Below are 19045 nucleotides of genomic sequence, written 5' to 3'. Positions count from 1 at the left end.
CGTCCGGCAGCCGAGGCGCGGAACATCGCGGAGGCCTGTCGCACGTCGTGACGATGACGACTCCCGGACGGGTGCTGCGACGACCCTGCCCACCCCAGCCGCTCCCGACTCTGTGAGGAATGCCTCGACATGATCGACTCCGTGGGCGCAGCCACTGCGGACTCCGACCGCGACGCCCCGCCGCCGCCGCGCGCCAACGTCCTGATCGGCGTGTTGGTCGCATCCGCCTTCGTGATGATCCTGAACGAGACGATCCTGAGCGTCGCCCTGCGTGACCTCGGTGTCGACCTCGACGTGTCCACGACCACCGCCCAATGGCTGACCAGCGGGTTCCTGCTGACGATGGCCGTGGTCATCCCTACCACCGGATTCCTGCTGGAGCGGTTCACGCCACGCCAGATCTTCCTTGCCTCGCTGACCTTGTTCAGTCTGGGCACGCTGCTGAGCGCGCTCGCTCCCGGCTTCGCGGTCCTGCTGCTCGGCCGGGTGGTGCAGGCCTGTGGCACGGCGGTCATGCTCCCGCTGCTGATGACCTCGGCGATGCGTCTGGTACCCGCTGAGAAGCGCGGTGCCACGATGGGCACGATCATGATCGTCATCGCCGTCGCGCCCGCGCTGGGTCCGACGATCGGCGGCGCGGTGCTGTCCTCGCTGGGCTGGCGCTGGATGTTCTGGATCGTGCTGCCGCTCGCGGTGGCCGCGCTCCTGATCGGCGCGAACCTGATGCGGCTGCACAGCGAGACCCGTCGGGTGCCGCTCGACGTGCTCTCGGTGCTGCTGTCCGCCCTCGGGTTCGGCGGGGTGCTCTACGGACTGTCCTCGATCGGCGAGTCCGCAGGCGGAGAGCACCCGGTGCCGCCGTGGGCGGCGATCGTTCTCGGCCTGGCCTCCCTCGGCGTGTTCACCTGGCGCCAGCTCAGACTCCAGCGTGACGGTCGGGCGCTGCTGAACCTCGGGCCGTTCGGTCACCGCACCTTCGTGGTCGCCATGGTCCTGGCCGCGCTGCTGTTCATGTGTCTGCTGGGAATCTCGGCGATCCTGCTGCCGCTGTACCTGCAGACGGTCCTGAACACGAGCACGTTCGTCAGCGGACTGGCGGTGCTGCCCGGCGGGCTGGCGCTCGGCCTGCTCGGTCGGCCGGTGGGGCGGATGTTCGACCGATTCGGCGCGCGTCCGCTGGTGATTCCCGGCGCCCTGGCCATGACCGTGGCGCTGTGGCTGTTCGTCACGTTGGGGGCGAACTCGCCGATTCAGGCGGTCGTCGCCATCCACGTTCTGCTGATGGTCGGGCTCGGACTGATGATGACCCCGTTGATGACCTCGGCCCTGAGCGTCCTGCCGGATCACCTCTACTCCCACGGCAGCGCGATCCTCTCGACGCTCCAGCAGGTCGCGGGTGCTCTCGGTACGGCGGTGTTCATCACCGTCGCCTCCCTGTCCAGCGCGGCTCCGTCCGGTGTTCCCGACGCGGGCGGACTGCGGACCGCATTCCTGGTCGCCGGGGGCGTCGGCGTGCTCGCCTTCATCACCTCGTTGTTCATCGGCGGGAAGTCGACGCCTGACAAGCCGGAGTCGGAGTCGGAACCGGAGTCGGACGACCGTTCGATCGGATCGACGGGCGCGGACGGCGCCGCGAGCGAGATCGACAACGGGTACGAGGATCAGGAGCCCGCGACCGCCCGACGGTGACGGTGCCTGCCTGCGGGGGCTCCAGGCGACGCCTCCGCGATTCACCACCGGATCGCGGAGGCGGGCTCCCGCAGGTCGTCGGGCCGGGAGTGCGGCCGGCCAGTCCGTTTTTCCAGACCTTCGACGTCCGGTCCGCTCCCGGCACACAGCTCGTCGTCTACTCGGCCTAGCCGGCCTAGCCGGCCTCGCCGTCGGCCGTGCGCTGCGTCTGTTCGGCACCATCGCCGCTCCTCGACGAGGTGACGCGGGGGCGGCTCGCGGCGGCGCGGCGGGCAGCGGGCCCGGCCTGCCGCCCTGGCTCGCCTGCGCGAGCCCGACCGGAAGCCTTCGGTGTCGCGCGGCCGAGTGGTCCCGCTCCTCGACAGCGTTCGTCGCGCGGTTCGCCGACCGCCTTCCCGTCGTGTCCCTATGCCCCGGCTCCTCCGTCGCGGCCTTCTGACGCGGCTTTCCGACTGACGCGGCTTTTCCGACCCATCCGGGCGACGAGCGGCCCGGTGATCGTCTGTGGCAGGGCCGCCGCGCGGCGCCGGGCGGGGCAGCTGTCCTCTTCGGACTGGACCTTCCTCCCTCGTTTGCAGTCCGACTTCGCAGTCGTCATCGCGGATCTCGCAGGTCGGGCGACCTCGCACCGAGGCGACTGCGCGTGGAATTCATCCCGTTCTCACGAGGTGGAGGGCCCGCCAGGAAAGCGCTGGTGAGACGCCTAGGGGTTTCGGACAGGGGTTACTCGGCCCGGTTCTTCCATGCAACTCTGGCGTGACTGAGCGCGACCATTGCCGTTCGTGCTGTCCGCAGTCGAATGGTCTCACTCTTTGTTCGCGGTGACCGGTGCGGGGAGAAGGAGCGCGGTACACAATGGTGCGTAGTTCCGGGGTGGATCGGCTGCCGTGGATCTTGTCCGGCGGCGGCGTGCAGTCGGTACGCGGCCAGGCAGGCCGACTGCTCGCCCACCTGGACTCGACGCCGGACTGGCACCCGGTCGACGTCGGCTGGACCCTCGCCCAGCGTCGTCCCGCAGGCGGGTGGCGGGCCGCACTCGTCGCAGGCGAGCGCACCGACTTCCTGACCGGTCTGCGCGGGCTGGCTGCAGGACACAGCGCCGCCGGTCTGGTGGAGGGACCCCACGTCGGGGACTCCGTGGCCTTCGTCTTCTCGGGACAGGGCTCGCAGTGGCCGGGCATGGCCCGCGCACTGCTGGAGACCTCCGCCGTGTTCCGCGCCCGGATCGACGACTGCGCGCAGGCACTGGAGCCGTTCCTGGACTGGTCCCTGCTCGATCTGCTGCGCGGGGCGTCGCCGGAGCTGTTGTTGGACCGCGCCGACATCGCGCAGCCCGCGCTGTTCGCGGTCGGCCTGGCTCAGGCCTCGGTGTGGCGCGCACACGGCGTGGAGCCCTCGGCCGTCGCGGGGCACAGTCTGGGCGAGGTCCTCGCGGCCGAGTTGTCCGGTGCGCTGGGCCTCGACGACGCGGCCCGAGTCGCGGCCCGGTGGAGCCAGGCGCAGGTGACGCTGGCGGGCCGAGGCGAGATGGTGTCGGTCCGCGCGACCCGAGCGGAGGTGACGGAGTTCCTACGGCCCTGGGGCGACGCGCTCGGCGTCGCCGCGGTGAACGGACCCGCCGCAGTGATCGTCTCGGGGGACGCCGACGCCGCCGACGAGCTCGTGACCGCCCTGCACGCCGACGGCAGGACCGCGCGCAAGGTCGCCGTCGGACTCGCGGCGCACTCCGCCCACATCGACCTGATCATGCCCCGCCTGCGCCGGGAGCTGGCCCCGCTGCGGCCGGTGGCGCCGCAGCTGCCCTTCTACTCGGCGCTGCACGGATCTCGGCTGCCCGACGGTGAGCTGCTCGATGCCGACTACTGGTGCCGCAATCTCCGCAACACCGTGCGGTTCGACGACGTGACCAGGGCGGTGCTCGCCGACGGCCACCACGTGTTGCTGGAGATGAGCCCGCATCCGGTGCTGACTGCGGCGATGCTGGAAACCGTCGAGGACGCCGGGGCTGCGGCGTCGGTGCGCGGGGCGCTGCGCCGCGATCAGGCCGATCTCGCGCGCGTGACGCACTCGCTCGCCGAACTGCACGTCGACGGCGTCGAGTTCGACGCCTCGGTGGTGTTCGCGGGCCACGGTGCGGCCTTGGACCTGCCTGCGGCGGACGAGGACGGTCCGGTCGCCGAGTTCGTGCCGCTCGCCGAGGCGCTGGCGCCCCGGTCCGCCGTCGAGCAGCTGGCGGCGCTGCAGGAACTGGTGTGTCACGAGGTGGCGGTGACGCTGGGCCGGACGGACGGTCGTCTCGTCGATCCCCGACGGCCCTTTCGCGACCTCGGTTTCGACTCGGTCACCGCCGTGGAGATCCGCAACCGGGTGGGCGCCGCAACCGGGCTGCGGCTGCCGCACACCCTCGCCTTCGACTACCCGACCCCCGCTCGGCTCGCCGAATTCCTGCACGCCGAGCTCTTCGGCGCCGCCGAGGTCGATGCCGTCGTCCCGGTTCCGGCCGCTGCCGAGGACCCGGTGGTCATCGTCGGCCTGGCCTGCCGTTACCCCGGCGGCGTCGCCTCGCCGGAGGAGCTGTGGCGGGTCGTCGCCGAGGGCGTCGACGTGGTGTCCGGTTTCCCTGCCGACCGGGGCTGGGACGTGACCGGCGCCTATTCGCCGGTGATCGACAAGCCCGGTCAGTACTACCAGAGCGAGGCGGGCTTCCTGCCCGACGCGGACCTCTTCGACGCGGAGTTCTTCGGGATCTCGCCTCGGGAGGCATTGGCGATGGACCCGCAGCAGCGACTGCTGCTCGAGACGTCCTGGGAGGTGCTGGAACGTACGGGCATCGACCCGCTGTCATTGCGGGGCAGCAGGACCGGGGTCTTCGTCGGCGCGATGACGATGGACTACGGGCCCCGCCTGGACGCCGCGTCCGGGCACGAGGGTCACGTCCTGACCGGTAACACCGGCAGCGTCCTCTCCGGGCGGATCGCCTACACGCTGGGCCTGGAAGGCCCTGCGGTGACCGTGGACACGGCGTGCTCGTCCTCCCTGGTCGCGCTGCACCTGGCGGCGCAGGCCGTACGGGCCGGGGAGTGCACCTCGGCGCTGGCGGGCGGGGTGACCGTCCTACCGAACCTGGGCATGTTCGTCGAGTTCTCCCGCCATGGAGGGCTCGCACCGGACGGCCGGTGCAAGCCCTTCTCCAGCACCGCAGACGGATTCGGCCTCGCCGAGGGTGTGGGTCTGGTGTTGGTGGAGCGGTTGTCGGATGCCCGTCGTCTCGGTCATTCGGTGTTGGCGGTGGTGCGGGGTTCGGCGGTGAATCAGGATGGTGCGTCGAATGGGTTGACGGCGCCGAATGGTCCGTCGCAGCAGCGGGTGATCCGGCAGGCGTTGGCCTCGGCGGGTCTGTCCGCGGCGGATGTCGACGTGGTGGAGGCGCATGGCACCGGTACCCGGCTCGGCGACCCCATCGAGGCGCAGGCAGTCATCGCGACCTACGGGCAGGGTCGTTCGCGGCCGGTGCTGCTGGGTTCGGTCAAGTCGAATCTCGGGCATACGCAGGCGGCGGCGGGGATCGCCGGGGTGCTGAAGATGGTGTTGGCGATGCGGCACGGGATTGTGCCCGCGACGCTGCATCTCGACGAGCCCAGTCCGCAGGTGGACTGGTCGGCGGGCGCGGTGTCGCTGGTGCCCGAGGCCGTCGAGTGGGCGTCGGCGGGCGTGCGCCGGGCGGGTGTCTCGTCGTTCGGGATCTCTGGCACGAACGCACACGTGATCCTGGAGGAACCGCCGTCCGTGCCGGGCCGCTCACCGGTTCCGGTGTCCTCGGACCCCGGCGACCGTCTCGGCGGGCGGCCCGCCGCCGACGCGGCGTCTCCTGATTCCGCCGTCGTGCCGGACGAGTCCGAGACAGCGGCCTCGGGCCGGGCCGAGGTGACGTCCTGGGTCCTCACCGCGAAGTCGGAGTCCGCGCTGCGCGCACAGGCCGAGCGGCTGCTGGAGTTCGTCCGACGGCCGGACGTCGATCCCGCCGACGTGGCGCACTCGCTGGTGACGACGCGATCCGCGTTCGATTACCGCGCGGTCGTGATCGGCCGGGACCGTGCCGAGCTGATCGACGGCCTGGCGGCGGTCGCCGCCGCACGATCCTCGACGTTCGCGGTCACCGGCTCCGCCGCCGTGTCCGGGCGGCTGGCCGTGCTCTTCACCGGTCAGGGCGCTCAGCGGGCAGGCATGGGCTCTGAGCTCTACGCGAGCCACCCGGCCTTCGCCGCCGCGTTCGACGAGGTCTGCGCCGAGCTGGATCCGAAGCTGGACCGGCCGCTGCGCGAGGTCGTCTTCGCCGAGGACCACGAGCTGCTCGCACAGACCGGCTGGACGCAGGCGGCGCTGTTCGCCGTCGAGGTCGCGCTCTTCCGCCTGGTCGAGTCGTGGGGCGTGCGCCCCGATGTCGTCGGCGGCCATTCGATCGGGGAGATCGTCGCGGCACATGTCGCAGGCGTGCTGACCCTCGCGGACGCCTGCACCCTGGTGGCCGCCCGTGGATCACTGATGCAGGCGCTGCCTGCGGGCGGCGCGATGGCGTCGGTGCGGGCGAGCGAGGAGGAGGTCCGGCCGCTGCTGACGTCGGGCGTGTCGATCGCCGCGATCAACGGCCCGCATTCGGTGGTGGTCTCCGGCGTCGAGGACGAGGTGGCCGCCCTGGCCACCCACTTCGAGAAGTCTCGGCGGCTGCGCGTGAGCCACGCCTTCCACTCGCCGCTCATGGACCCGATGCTGGCGGAGTTCGCCGAGGTCGTGCGGGGTCTGGAGTTTCACGCGCCCCGTCTCGTCGTGCTGTCCAACGTCACGGGCGGCCCGGCGGATGCCGAGGAGCTCCGCGACGGGGAGTACTGGGTGCGTCATGTGCGCGAGCCGGTCAGGTTCGCCGACGGCGTGCGCGGGCTGGAGGACGCAGGCGTCTCGGCGCTGCTGGAGCTGGGGCCGGGCGGGGTGTTGTCGGCGATGGCGGCGGAGTCACTGCGCGGATCGGCGGTCGCCGTGCCGTCGCTGCTGACGGACCGACCCGAGTCGCTCGCCCTGCGGACGGCGGCCGCGCGGCTCTTCACCCTCGGCGTCCCGATCGAGCGGGACACGCTGGGGACGGCGGGCAGCCGGATCACGCTGCCGACGTACGTCTTCGACCGCACGCGTTTCTGGCTGGAGCCCCGGATCACCAGCGGTTCCGGGGCCGACGTCGAGTTCTGGGCCGCCGTCGGCCGAGGCGACCTCGACGCCCTCGCCCGCTCGCTCGACCTCGGCGCCGACGAACGGGCGCCGCTGGCCGAGCTGCTGCCGTGGCTGTCCTCCTGGTGGGAACGCAGGCAGCGTCGCTCCCTGGTGGACGGCCTTCGCCACGAGGTGGTGTGGCGACCGACGACACCGTCGGCGGCGGCCTGGCTGTCCGGCGACTGGGCGCTGATCTCCGAGGACGCCGCCGACGACCTCGCCGCGGCGCTGTCGGCCGCCGGGGCGGCGGTCGTCCGGCTCACCCCGACCGCACTGGCCGAGGGCCTACCCGCCGACTGTGCGGGAGTGGTGAGCACCGTCGGACTGCACGCCACGCTCTCGATGATCCAGACCCTCGGCGACCGCACCATCCCCTTGTGGTGCGTGACGCGCAACGGCGTGGCCGCCGCAGGCTCCGACGGACCCGTGGACCCGTGGCAGGCGGCGGTGTGGGGACTGGGCAGGGTGGCCGCGCTCGAATCGCCCCGCCTGTGGGCCGGGCTGATCGACCTGCCCGCCCGCCCGGACGCGGCGACGCTGACCCGGTTCACCGCCGTGCTGGCCGATCCCGCAGGGGAGGACCAGGTGGCGGTCCGGCAGTCGGGGACCTTCGTCCGACGGCTGGCCAGGGCCCGCTCCGGCGCAAGCGGCGGCTGGCGGCCCTCGGGCACCGTCCTGGTCACCGGTGGCACCGGGGCGCTGGGCGGTGCGGTGGCGCGCCTGCTCGCGAGCGGGGGAGCCGACCGTCTCATCCTGACCAGCCGCCGGGGCGCCGACGCACCGGGCGCCGCCGACCTCGCCGCCGAGCTGCGGGCGCTGGGCGCCGACGTCGACGTGGTGGCCTGCGACGTCGCCGACCGCGCCGCCGTCGCCGCGCTGCTGGCCGCCCACCCGGTCGACGCGGTGTTCCACACGGCAGGTGTGCTCGAGGACGGCGTGCTCGCCTCCCTCACCCCCGAGCAGCTGGATCGGACGCTGGCCCCGAAGGCCTGGGGCGCGACCCACCTCGACGAGCTGACGCGGGACCGTGAGCTGTCGGCCTTCGTGCTGTTCTCCTCGGTGACCGGGGTGCTCGGCACGGCAGGGCAGGGCAACTACGCGGCGGCGAACGCCTTCCTCGACGCGCTCGCCGAGCGCCGCCGCGCCGAAGGCCTGCCCGCGACGGCGATCTCCTGGGGGCCGTGGGCGGGTGAGGGCATGGCGGCGGGCCCCGTCGGCACTCGACTGGCCGAGGACGGCCTGCGCGCGCTGCCGGTGCCGACCGCCCTGGCGGCCCTACAGCTCTCCCTCGACCGTGGCGAGACGGGGGTGACCGTCGCCGACGTCGACTGGGCGAGGTTCGCCCCGCAGTTCACGGCGGCGCGATGGAGTCCGCTGCTGGCGGACCTGCCCGAGGTCGGCGCGCGGACCGACGACCGCAGCCCCTCGACCGAGCTGGCGGCCCTCGATGATGCCGAACGCGGCCGCGTCCTGCTGGAGCTGGTGCGCACCGAGAGTGCCGCCGTGCTGGGCCACCGATCCGGTGCCGACATCGACGCGCATCGGGTGTTCAAGGACCTGGGCTTCGACTCGTTGACCGCCGTCGCGCTGCGCAACCGGATGAGCGCCGCGACGGGCGTGCTCCTGTCCGCCGCAGTGGTGTTCGACCACCCGACGCCCGCCGCACTCGCGGCGTACCTCTCCCAGGAGACGACCGGCGGCCGCCGCGAGGACGCCCCCGTCGCGCCGGTCACGGCCGCCGTGGCGGACGACCCGATCGTGATCGTCGGCACGGCCTGCCGGTTCCCGGGTGGCGTGCGCTCACCCGAGGACCTGTGGCGACTGTTGTCCCACGGCGAGGACGCGATCGGCGGATTCCCGTCCGACCGGGGCTGGGACCTCGACGCCCTCTACGACCCGACCGCCGCCCGTTCGGGAACGAGCTACACACGCGCGGGCGGCTTCCTGCCCGACGCCGCCGAGTTCGACGCCGCCTTCTTCGGGATCTCCCCGCGCGAGGCGCTGGCGATGGATCCGCAGCAGCGGCTGCTGTTGGAGACCGCCTGGGAGCTCTTCGAACACGCGGGCATCCGTCCGGCAGCCGTGCGCGGCGAGCGGATCGGAGTGTTCGTCGGCACCAACGGACAGGACTACGTCACCGACCTCGGCGACATCCCCCGCGACGTCGAGGGCCAGGTCCTGACCGGCAACGCCGCCAGCGTCGTGTCCGGCCGCATCGCCTACACGTTCGGGCTGGAGGGCCCGGCGGTCACCGTGGACACGGCGTGCTCGTCGTCCCTGGTCGCGCTGCATCTGGCCGTGCAGGCCCTGCGCAGCGGCGAGTGCACGGCGGCCGTCGCGGGCGGGGTCACCGTGATGTCGCGCCCCGGGGTGTTCGTGGAGTTCTCGCGGCAGCGCGGGCTTTCCGCCGATGGTCGGTGCAGGTCGTTCTCGGCCTCGGCGGATGGGACGGGGTGGTCTGAGGGTGTGGGTCTGGTGTTGGTGGAGCGGTTGTCGGATGCGCGTCGTCTCGGTCATTCGGTGTTGGCGGTGGTGCGGGGTTCGGCGGTGAATCAGGATGGTGCGTCGAATGGGTTGACGGCGCCGAATGGTCCGTCGCAGCAGCGGGTGATTCGGCAGGCGTTGGCCTCGGCGGGTCTGTCCACCGGGGACGTGGACGTGGTGGAGGCGCACGGCACCGGTACCCGGCTTGGCGACCCCATCGAGGCCCATGCCCTGCTGACCACCTACGGACAGGGTCGGTCTCGGCCGTTGTTGTTGGGCTCGGTGAAGTCGAATCTCGGGCATACGCAGGCGGCGGCGGGGATCGCCGGTGTGCTGAAGATGGTGTTGGCGATGCAGCACGGGGTGGTGCCCGAGACGTTGCACGTCGACGAGCCCACGCCGCAGGTGGACTGGTCGGTGGGCGCGGTGGAGCTGGCCGCCGAGTCCGTCCCGTGGCCGGACACGGGCCGACCCCGCCGCGCCGGGGTGTCGTCCTTCGGCGTCAGCGGCACGAACGCGCACGTGATCCTGGAGGCGGCCCCCGCGCCGGAACCGGCGGCGGACCAGCCCGAGCCGCCGCCTGCTGCCATCGAGTTCACAGCCGAGCCCGCGACGTCCCCGGTCGTCCCATGGGTGCTCTCCGGGAAGTCGGACGCGGCCCTGCGCGGCCAGGCGGCTCGCCTGGCGGAGTTCCTCCGGGATCGACCCGATCTCCCGCCGACGGACGTGGGAGCGGCACTGGCATCGCGGTCGCTGTTCGACCGGCGCGTGTTGCTCGCCGGTGCGAATCGGGCGGACCTGCTGGCGAGCCTCGACGAGGTGGCCGCCGGTCGGCTGACTGCGGGGCGGCGCGCCGCCGGTGGGGTGGTGCTGGTGTTCCCCGGTCAGGGCTCGCAGTGGGTCGGCCTGGCCGTGGAGCTGCTGGCGTCCTCGTCGGTGTTCGCCGAGCGGATGGGTGAGTGTGCGGCGGCGCTGTCGGAGTTCGTCGAGTGGTCGCTGTTCGACGTGCTGAGTGACGAGGCGGCGTTGTCGCGGGTCGACATCGTGCAGCCGGTGTTGTTCGCGGTGATGGTCTCTTTGGCGGAGTTGTGGCGCTCGGTGGGCGTCGTCCCCTCGGCCGTGGTGGGTCATTCGCAGGGCGAGATCGCCGCCGCGTGCGTCGCGGGCGGCCTGAGTCTGCGGGACGCGGCGCGAGTGGTGGCCCGGCGGAGTCGGCTGATCGCGGCCCTCGGCGGCGGCGGAGGCATGGTGTCGGTGGCACTGCCGCTGCCCGAGGTGGCCGACCTGCTCTCCGGAAGCGTCACCGTGGCGGCGGTGAACGGTCCGTCCTCGGTGGTGGTCTCGGGTGCGCGGGCGGGTCTGACCCGGGTGGTGGCCGAGTGCGAGTCACGGGGCGTCCGGGCCCGCTGGATCCCGGTGGACTACGCCTCGCACTCGGTGCTGATCGAGGAGATCCGCGATCAGCTGCTCGAACTCCTCTCGGAGATCGAGCCGCGCTCCTCAGCCGTGCCGTTCTACTCGTCGGTGACGGGCACGGTGGTCGACACCGCGTCCTTGGACGCGCGGTACTGGTTCCGGAACCTGCGCGAGACGGTGCGGTTCGACCGCGCCGTGGCGGCGTTGCTGACCGACGGTCTCGGCGTGTTCGTGGAGTCCAGTGCGCATCCGGTGCTGACCTACGGCATTCAGGAGGTCGTCGACGAACGCGACGGCGATCGGGATGCCGCCGACGCGCTGGTGGTCGGCACCCTGCGCCGTGCCGACGGCGGCATGGACCGCTTCCTCGCCTCGGCGGGCGAGCTGTTCGCCCACGGCGTCGATGTCGACGTCACGCCCCTGCTGACCGGTGGCCGACGGGTCGACCTGCCCGCCTACGCCTTCCAACGCGACCGCTTCTGGCTGGCGACGCCCGCCTCGGCGGGCGACGTCGCCTCCGTCGGCCTCGACGCCGCCGATCACCCGCTGCTCGGTGCGACGGTCCCGGTCGCGGGCTCGGACGAGGTCGTCTGCACCGGCCGGATCTCGGTCACCGAACAGCCGTGGCTGGCCGATCACGTCGTCGACGGGGCCGTGATCTTCCCCGGCACGGGTCTCGTGGAGCTGGCGACGAAGGCCGGTGCGGCCGTCGGCTGCACGCGGCTGCATGAGCTGACCCTCCAGACGCCGCTGGTGGTCCCCGAGTCCGGCGCGGTGCGTATTCAGGTCGTCGTCGGTCCGCAGGCAGACGACGGCGCTCGTCAGGTCGGCGTCCATGCGCGCGGTACCGACGACGACGCCGTCCACTGGACCCGCCACGCGACCGGTCTGCTGTTGCCCACCCTGCCGCAGGCCGACTTCGACCTGACCCAGTGGCCGCCGACCGGAGCCGAGACCGTCGACGTCGATCACGTCTACGGCAGGTTCGCCCAGATCGGCATGCTCTACGGCCCGGCCTTCCAAGGACTGCGGCGGGCGTGGCGACGCGCCGACGAGATCTTCGTCGAGGTGGCGCTCGCCGAGGAGGAGGGCGCTGCGGCGCAATGGTTCGGCGTGCACCCCGCGTTGCTGGACGCGGCACTGCACAGCTTCGCGCTCGACGGAAGCGGGCCGCAGGAACCGCTCCTGCCGTTCGTCTGGTCCGACGTGCGGTCCTACGCGGCGGGCGCCACGGAGCTGAGGGTGCGCGTGCGACGGCTGGCGGCCGACACGATGTCGATCCAGGCAGCCGATGCGTCCGGTGCACCCGTGCTGTCGGCCGAGTCGCTGGTCGTGCGTCCCGCGACGCGGGTCCGGGCCGGCTCTTCGAACCGCGACTCGCTGTTCCGGGTGGAGTGGGTCCCGACGGAGGCCGCAGGCAGGCGGACGGCCGTCTCGGTGCTCGATCACCAGGAGCGGGAGAGCACCCCGCGCACCGCCGTCGGCCGTGTGCTGACCGAGCTGCAGTCCTGGCTGGCGAGAGAGCCGGAAGAGCGACTCGTCGTGCTGACCCGAGGCGCCGTCGCGGTCACTCCGGAGGAGTCGCCCGATCTCGCGGGCGCGGCCGTGTGGGGGCTCGTGCGGTCGGCACAGTCCGAGCATCCCGGCCGGATCGTGCTGGTGGACACCGACGGCACCGTCGACCTCGAACTGTTGGCCGCGCTCGACGAACCGCAGTTGGCGGTGCGTGGTGATCGGGTGTTCGCCGCGCGGCTGCGGCGAATGTCCGCCGTGGCCGAACCCGCCTGGGACGCCTCCGGCACGACCTTGATCACCGGCGGCACCGGGACGCTGGGCGCCGCCGTCGCCCGACACCTCGTGACGAGACACGGTGTCCGAGACCTGGTCCTCACCAGTCGGCGGGGCCTGACGGCGCCGGATGCCGTGGAGCTGCGGGACGAGCTCGTCGGGCTCGGCGCGGCCGTCGTCGTCGTGGCCTGTGACGTGGCCGATCGCGAGCAGGTCGCCGGGCTGTTGGCGGAGCACCCGGTCGACGCCGTGGTGCACACGGCGGGGGTGCTCGACGACGGAGTCGTGACGTCGTTGACACCGGAGCGCCTCGACACGGTGTTCGCCCCGAAGGCGGACGCCGCCTGGCATCTCCACGAGCTCGCGGGCGAACTGTCCGCCTTCGTGTCCTTCTCGTCGGCGGCCGGGCTCATCGGGAACGCCGGGCAGGGCAACTACGCGGCGGCGAACGCCTTCCTGGACGCGTTGGCCCACCATCGCCGAGCACGGGGACTGCCCGCGCAGTCGCTGGCGTGGGGCCTGTGGTCGCAGGCGAGCGAGCTGACCGGGGCACTGGACGGCGCGGACGTGACGCGGCTCGGCAGGGCCGGGGTCGTCCCGATGTCCACCGAGGACGGGCTGGCCCGGTTCGACGCGGCACTCGGCGTCGACGAGGCCTCGGTGGTGCCGCTGCGGCTCGACCTGACGGCGTTCCAGGGCGAGGTGCCGCGCCTGTTCGCCGACCTCGTGCCCGCCCGCAGGCGGGCAGTGGCAGCCGCAGGCACCCTGCGGGAACGCATCGCAGACCTGGACGACCCCCGACAGAAGTCCCTGCTCGGGGACCTGGTGCGCGCCCAGGCGGCCAGAGTGCTCGGCCACTCCTCCCCCGAGGCCGTCGACACCGCCCAGACGTTCCAGCTGCTCGGTTTCGACTCGCTGACGGCCGTCGAACTCCGCAACCGCCTCAACGTCGAGACCGGCCTGCGCCTGCCCGCGACGATGGTGTTCGACTACCCGACGCCCGGCGCGCTCGCCGACTTCCTGCATCAGCGGCTGTTCGGCCAGACCGTCGCGACGGCGGAGCCCCTCGCCGTGGAGCCCGGCACGACGGGCTCGGTCTCGGACGACCCGATCGTCATCGTCGGTATGGCCTGCCGTTTCCCTGGTGGTGTGAACGACCCGGACAGCCTGTGGCGGCTCCTCGCCGACGGCGGCGAGGTCGTCTCCGACTTCCCGACCGATCGAGGCTGGAACCTCCACGAGCTCTACGACCCGGAACCCGGCGTGCCCGGCAAGAGCTACACCCGCGCTGGCGGCTTCCTGCGCGACGTCGCCGACTTCGACGCGGGATTCTTCGAGATCTCGCCGCGCGAGGCGCTGGCGATGGACCCGCAGCAGCGACTCCTGCTGGAGACCTCCTGGGAGGTCTTCGAGCGGGCGGGCATCGACCCGGTGTCGATGCGGGGAAGCCGGACCAGCGTCTACGCGGGCCTGATGTACCACGACTACGCGGCTCGGCTGCCCAGAGTGCCGGAGGACGTCGAGGGATACGCGGGCAACGGCAACGCGGGCAGCGTCGCCTCCGGTCGCGTGGCTTATGCCCTGGGCCTGGAGGGCCCTGCGGTCACCGTCGACACCGCCTGTTCGTCCTCGTTGGTCGCGCTGCACCTGGCGGCGCAGGCCCTGCGCTCCGGCGAGTGCGACCTCGCCCTCGCAGGCGGCGTCACCGCACTCGCGACGCCCGGCGTCTTCGTGGAGTTCTCCCGGCAGCGCGGGCTGTCCGCCGACGGCCGCTGCAAGTCCTTCGCCGGGGCGGCGGACGGCACGGGCTGGTCCGAGGGTGTCGGTCTGGTGTTGGTGGAGCGGTTGTCGGATGCGCGGCGCAACGGGCATTCGGTGTTGGCGGTGGTGCGGGGTTCTGCGGTGAATCAGGATGGTGCGTCGAACGGCCTCACCGCGCCGAACGGCCCTGCGCAGCAACGGGTGATCCGGCAGGCCCTTGCCTCGGCCGGGGTGTCCGCCGCCGACGTGGATGTGGTGGAGGCGCACGGCACGGGTACTCGGCTGGGTGATCCGATCGAGGCGCAGGCGTTGATCGCGACGTACGGGCAGGACCGTGCCCGGCCGCTGCTGCTCGGTTCGGTGAAGTCGAACCTCGGGCACACCCAGGCGGCGGCGGGCATCGCGGGCGTCATGAAGATGGTGTTGGCGATGCGCCACGGGGTGGTGCCCAAGACCTTGCACGTCGACGAGCCGACGCCGCACGTGGACTGGTCGGCCGGTGCGGTGGAGCTGGTCACCGAGGCGCAGCCGTGGCCCGTCGCCGACCGGCCGCGTCGGGCGGGAGTGTCCTCCTTCGGCGTCAGCGGGACGAACGCGCACGTGATCGTGGAGGCGCCGCCCGAGCCCCCGGCGGACCCCGTGGCGTCCGCAGCGGCGGCCCCGGACCACTCGATCGTTCCCTGGATTCTCTCGGGCAAGTCGGACGCCGCGCTGCGTGCGCAGGCAGACCGGTTGGTGGACTTCCTACGGGCGCGGCCGGCGGTGCGTCCAGCGGATGTCGGAATGTCCCTGGCCACGGCGCGAGCGCGGTTCGATCGCCGGGTGCTGATCTCGGGGTCTCGCACCGACGAGTTCATGGCGGGCCTGTCGGCGGTCGCCTCCGGTGCGGTGGTTCCCGGTGGTCGTGTTGCCGGTGGTGTGGTGTTGGTGTTTCCGGGTCAGGGTTCGCAGTGGGTGGGGATGGCGGCGGGTTTGTTGGGGTCGTCTCCTGTTTTCGCGGGTCGGATGGGCGAGTGTGCGGCGGCGTTGTCGGAGTTCGTCGGGTGGTCGTTGTTTGACGTTCTGGGTGATGAGCAGGCGTTGGGGCGGGTTGATGTTGTTCAGCCGGTGTTGTTTGCGGTGATGGTGTCGTTGGCGGAGTTGTGGTGTTCGGTGGGTGTGGTTCCGTCGGCGGTGGTGGGTCATTCGCAGGGTGAGATTGCGGCGGCGGTGGTGTCGGGTGGGTTGAGTCTGCGTGATGGTGTGCGGGTGGTGGTTCAGCGGAGCCGTTTGATCGCTGGTCTTGGTGGTGGCGGGGGAATGGTGTCGGTGGCGTTGCCTGCGTCCGAGGTGACGGAGCTGCTTCCTGACGGTGTGTCGTTGGCGGCGGTGAACGGTCCGTCGTCGGTGGTGGTGTCGGGTTCGGTCTCGGGTCTTGAGCGAGTGGTGGCCGATTGTGAGTCGCGGGGTGTTCGGGCGCGGTGGGTTCCGGTGGATTACGCCTCGCATTCGGTGTTGATGGATGCGCTGCGGGACGAGCTGGTCGAGAGCCTGGCGGATGTCGAGCCTCGGTCGTCGGAGATCCCGTTTTATTCGTCGGTGACGGGTGCGCCGTCGGACACGGCGTCGTTGGATGCGGGGTATTGGTTTCGGAATCTGCGGGAGACGGTGCGGTTCGATCGTGCGGTGGAATCGTTGCTGGTCGGTGGTTTCGGTGTGTTCGTGGAGTCCAGTGCGCATCCGGTGACGACCTATGGCATTCAGGAGGTCATCGACGAACGGGACGGCGACGCCCTGGCGATCGGTACCCTGCGTCGGGACGACGGCGGCATGGACCGCTTCCTCGCCTCGGCGGGCGAACTGTTCACCCACGGTGTCGACGTCGACGTCACGCCCCTGCTGGCAGGCGGTCGCCAGGTCGACCTGCCGACCTACGCATTCCAACGTGAACGCTATTGGCTCCAGACGCCCAAGGGCTTCGCCGGTGATCTGGCCTCGATCGGGCAACAGGACGCGGGCCATCCGCTGGTGGGCGCCTCGGTCTCGATGGCCGACTCCGACGGCGTCGTGCTCACCGGACAGGTGTCGATCGAGACGCATCCGTGGCTGGCCGAGCACGCCGTCGCCGGCACCGTGCTGCTGCCGGGCACCGCCTTCGTCGAACTCGCCGTCCACGCAGGCGACCAGGTCGGCTGCAGTCGCGTCGCGGAGCTGACGCTGGCGGCCCCGGTCATCCTCCCGCCCCACGGCGGGGTCGCCGTGCAGGTACTGGTCGGAGCGCCGGACGAGTCCGGGCTGCGGCCGGTGAGTGTGTACTCGCGGCGCGCCGATGCCGAGAACGACGCATGGACGTGTCATGCGTTCGGGCAGCTCGGGGTCGACCAGCCGAGCCGCGACCTCGGCCTGACGGCGTGGCCGCCTGCGGCGACGGTCGTGCCGCTGGCCGGCGTGTACGAACGACTGTACGACCAGGGTTACCAGTACGGGCCGATGTTCCAGGGTCTGCGGGCGATGTGGCGGACCGAGGAGGAGATCTACGCCGAGGTCATGCTGCCCGCCGAGGCGACGACCGGGGCGACCGCCTTCGGCCTGCATCCCGCGCTGCTCGACGCCGCGCTGCATCCGGCCGGAGCGGTCGCGCAGACCGAGGAGGTCCGGCTCCCGTTCAGCTGGTCCGGCGTCTCGATACATGCCGCAGGCGCGCGCGTGCTGCGTGTCCGGCTGACGATGCGGGGCGAGGGCGTGGTCTCCCTCGACGCCGCCGACCAGACCGGCGCTCCCGTGGTCTCGGTGGACTCGCTCGCCCTGCGCCCGGTGACACCCGACCAGCTCGCCGTCGCCTCGACGGACTCGCTCTACCACCTCGACTGGACCGGACCGCAGGCACTCGCGACGGTCGGCGGCACCTCGGTAGCCTGGATCGGCCGAGACCTGGACCTGGACTCGCAGGCGGCGGACGGCTCCACGCCGGCCGTCGTGCTGCTGGACGCCGCCTGCGCAGGCAGCCAGGACGCGCCCACGCGGGCCCGCCGGGTCGTCGGCGCCGTGTTGGACGTCGTCCGCGCCTGGCTCGCCGACCAGCGCTTCGCCGACACCCGCCTGGCGGTGGTCACGAGAGGCGCGGTGCGTGCGGTCGACGGCGACGTGCCGGATCCGGCGTCGGCGGCCGTCTGGGGTCTGGTGCGGTCCGCGCAGTCCGAGAACCCGGACCGACTGATACTGCTGGACGCCGAGGAGCACACCGGTGACGCGGAGCTGTCGGCGGCGGCGGCCTGCGGCGAGCAGCAGATCGCCGTCCGAGCCGGGCAGCTGTTCATACCGCAGCTGGCGCGCAGCAGGACCACCGAGTCGGCGGCGCCCTCCTGGGACCCGGCAGGCGTCGTCCTGATCACCGGCGGGACCGGCACGCTGGGTGCCGCCGTGGCCCGACATCTGGTGCGGCGGCACGGGGTCCGCAACCTGGTGCTGGCCAGTCGTCGTGGACTGGACGCCCCCGGTGCCGTCGCGCTGCGCGAGGAGCTGACCGGGTGGGACGCCGAGGTCGCCGTGGTGGCCTGCGACCTGTCCGACCGTGCCGCCGTGGCCGCGCTGCTCGCTGCGCACCCGATCACCACGGTGGTGCACAGCGCAGGCGCCCTCGACGACGGGGTGGTCTCCGCGCTGACGCCGGAGCGGGTGGACACGGTGTTCCGCCCGAAGGTCGACGCGGCCTGGCACCTGCACGAACTCGCAGGCGACCTGTCGGCCTTCGTGATGTTCTCTTCGGCGTCCGGCGTGTTCGGGACAGCAGGACAGTCCAACTACGCGGCGGCCAACACCTTCCTGGATGCGCTCGCCGAGCACCGCAGGGCGCACGGCCTGCCTGCGCACTCGCTCGCCTGGGGCTGGTGGGAGTCGACCAGCGAGATGACCGCCCGACTCGGCGCCGCAGACCGATCGAGGATGACGCGGCGCGGCGTGGTGCCGCTGTCGACCGACGAGGGACTGGCCTTGTTCGACACCGCCGTGGCGGGACCACGACCCGTGGTGCTGCCGGTGCGACTCGACCTCCGGGCCACGCTGCCCGCCGTGTGCCGAGCACTGCAGCGGACCACGCGCCGCACCGCCGCCGCACCCGCAGCAGGCGAGGCGACCTTGGTCGACCGCCTGGTGCGTCTCGATCCGCCGGACCGTGCGGCAGCCCTGTTGACCCTCGTCCGATCGGCAGGCGCCGAGGTGCTCGGACACGCGACCGTCGGCGAGGTCCGGCCCACGCGGGCGTTCAAGGAGCTGGGCTTCGACTCGCTCATGGCCGTGGAGCTGCGCAACCGACTCCACCGCGAGACCGGCCTGCGCCTGCCCGCGACGCTGGTGTTCGACTACCCGACCCCGCAGGCGATCGTCGGACTCCTGGACGTGGAGCTGTTCGGCGCCGCCGTCCCCGAGTCTCCCGCATCCCCCGTGCTGGCCGACCTCGACCGGCTGGAAGCAGGCCTGACCGGCGATCTCGACGACGAGACGCGGTCGGCGGTCACCGACCGGCTGAAGGCCCTTCTCACCAGGTGGACCGGCGATGCGGCACACGGCTCCTTCGCCGACCAGCTCGACTCGGCGTCCGACGACGAGATCTTCACCCTGATCGACAACAGGCTCGGCCGATCCTGATCACACGCCTTGGGGGTTTCCTCTA

At 72.1% G+C, this 19045-nt stretch carries 2 protein-coding genes; both read left to right on the top strand.

The window, feature by feature from the left end:
- Positions 1 to 129: 129 nt before the first annotated feature.
- Positions 130 to 1689 carry a DHA2 family efflux MFS transporter permease subunit gene (locus UA74_RS17365; RefSeq protein ID WP_083683286.1) on the top strand — a complete coding sequence of 520 codons (1560 nt, stop codon included), beginning with the start codon at positions 130 to 132 and terminating at the stop codon, positions 1687 to 1689.
- 855 nt (positions 1690 to 2544) lie between these two features.
- Entirely contained in the window at positions 2545 to 19020 is a 16476-nt protein-coding gene (locus UA74_RS33685) for a type I polyketide synthase (RefSeq protein ID WP_232237300.1), read from the top strand.
- The last annotated feature ends 25 nt before the right edge of the window (positions 19021 to 19045 follow it).

It is taken from the genome of Actinoalloteichus fjordicus (assembly GCF_001941625.1).
GTDB classification, from domain to species: domain Bacteria; phylum Actinomycetota; class Actinomycetes; order Mycobacteriales; family Pseudonocardiaceae; genus Actinoalloteichus_A; species Actinoalloteichus_A fjordicus.
Note: the sequence above shows the minus strand (reverse complement) of the source record. Positions and strands in the feature narration are given on the sequence as shown.

Coding starts and splice junctions, on each gene's coding strand:
- UA74_RS17365 (WP_083683286.1), top strand. CDS start 130: ATGATCGACTCCGTGGGCGCAGCCACTGCGGACTCCGACCGCGACGCC.
- UA74_RS33685 (WP_232237300.1), top strand. CDS start 2,545: ATGGTGCGTAGTTCCGGGGTGGATCGGCTGCCGTGGATCTTGTCCGGC.